The sequence below is a fragment of the Methylomonas sp. BG-2 genome (genome assembly GCF_057766305.1).
Genome location: NZ_JBYMAP010000464.1, coordinates 1 through 1,445, shown reverse-complemented (window position 1 = coordinate 1,445; position 1,445 = coordinate 1). Strand labels below are relative to the sequence as shown.

The window sequence follows — 1,445 nt, the reverse complement described above, 5'->3', positions numbered from 1 at the left end:
TTTGCTTCAATAGCCGCCGGCCGTCGGCGCTCGGCACGGTGTGTTGACATGTCAAGCCCTGAAGACCCGGTCGTATTAATTTTCTAATTAGCGATAAAAACCGGAACTCCGCTCGCGGCCATTGAATGCGAAGTTAGAGCCAATTCATCAGAGCATAAAAATGATTTTATAATCAGACCGAGATTGGCAAATCCAATCAAGTTGAGGCTGTCATGTTTTTTTTAAAAAATCAAAATATAAAATTTATTTTAAAAAAAATAGCGGTATTGCTTTTGGCAACAAATATTAGTATCGCGCATGCTTCATTGGTAACGGTAAAAGTAGAAGACGCCGGAGTTTTTAACTGGGACCCGATACAAAATATATCCCCGGGCTTCGGTAGCAATGGCCCCGTCTCGTTGAACTGGGATCCCTATAATGATTTATTCACAGAATTGCTTGCTTACGACAAAGGCTATTCAGGCGGAGCCGCGGCATTTTGTTGGTATGGCGAAAACTGCGCCTTACAGCTTTCGGTAACCGCAGAGAACACGGTTTTGCAGCTACAGAGCTTTTCGCTTGGCTATTACGGTTATGGAAATCACGTTCAATATAACATAATCGATTTAGCAACCAATACCAGCATATTAGAGGAATCACCGTGGATAGATGGCGATATAAGCACGCTTATTTCCGTAAACGCATCATCCGCTAAAGGCTTTATGATTTTTTTTGGACCCGATGGCTTCAATGGCGGCATTAACAACATAACCTATAATTACTTTTCAACACTATCTCAACCTCCCGTTCCGACACCTATTCCCACAACCGCGTGGCTTTTCGGCTTTGGCGTGGCCGGACTGATGGGCTTTACCCGTTCTCCCAGGGATCGACTACCTGGCTATCAGCCGATTGGTTTGGCGTAAACAACACGGCCCAATATGTTTCGAGAATTACCCTACCTCCCGCTATGGATGCCCTCCTTTGCGCTTGATCTGCGGGAGTGATCAAGACGATCAAAACTAAGCATCGACCAGCGCCTAAACCTTTGCCTCCCACGGAAAAATCGGTTCGCGGCCAGAACCGGCCACAAAAAACTGAACAACCGGTTAAGTTAAAACCCTGCTACTTTTGAACATCCGCTAGGACAAAGCAATGGAGCGGAAGATTGTTCAAAATGGTGGGGCCAATTCTCAGCAGCGATGCAATCAGCGGATTACCAAAAGCCGTGCCCGTATCGAACAGGTTTATGCCGGCCTACAACAGATGGGCGGCGAGGGCTTGCGCTGCATCGGACTGGAGCGTGCGGTGTTACAGCTCAATCTGACGACCGCCACCTATAACTTACGCCGCTTGTGCGGCTTAAACGCCAGGGTCTCACCCCGCCTTGTGCCTGCTAACACAAGCCAAGTCCGCCTGAAGAGTCGATCAAAAGCTCTTCAGTCTGAAAAAGCTGCCTAGGCCGG

2 protein-coding genes are annotated in these 1,445 nt (G+C 47.7%); both read left to right on the top strand.

Annotated features, from left to right (window positions below; all coding sequences use genetic code 11):
- Window positions 1–212 precede the first annotated feature (212 nt).
- The gene (locus AC3B8H_RS21310) at window positions 213–905 is read left to right on the top strand and encodes a hypothetical protein (protein ID WP_488443508.1); all 693 of its coding nucleotides are present in this window, start codon (window positions 213–215) and stop codon (window positions 903–905) included.
- 229 nt (window positions 906–1,134) lie between these two features.
- A complete protein-coding gene (locus tag AC3B8H_RS21305) occupies window positions 1,135–1,440 on the top strand; it encodes a hypothetical protein (RefSeq protein WP_488443507.1) in 306 nt (101 codons plus the stop codon).
- The last annotated feature ends 5 nt before the right edge of the window (window positions 1,441–1,445 follow it).

What these genes read in the sequence shown, in the direction of transcription:
- AC3B8H_RS21305 (WP_488443507.1), top strand. Translation starts at nt 1,135, where the DNA reads ATGGAGCGGAAGATTGTTCAAAATGGTGGGGCCAATTCTCAGCAGCGA.
- AC3B8H_RS21310 (WP_488443508.1), top strand. Translation starts at nt 213, where the DNA reads ATGTTTTTTTTAAAAAATCAAAATATAAAATTTATTTTAAAAAAAATA.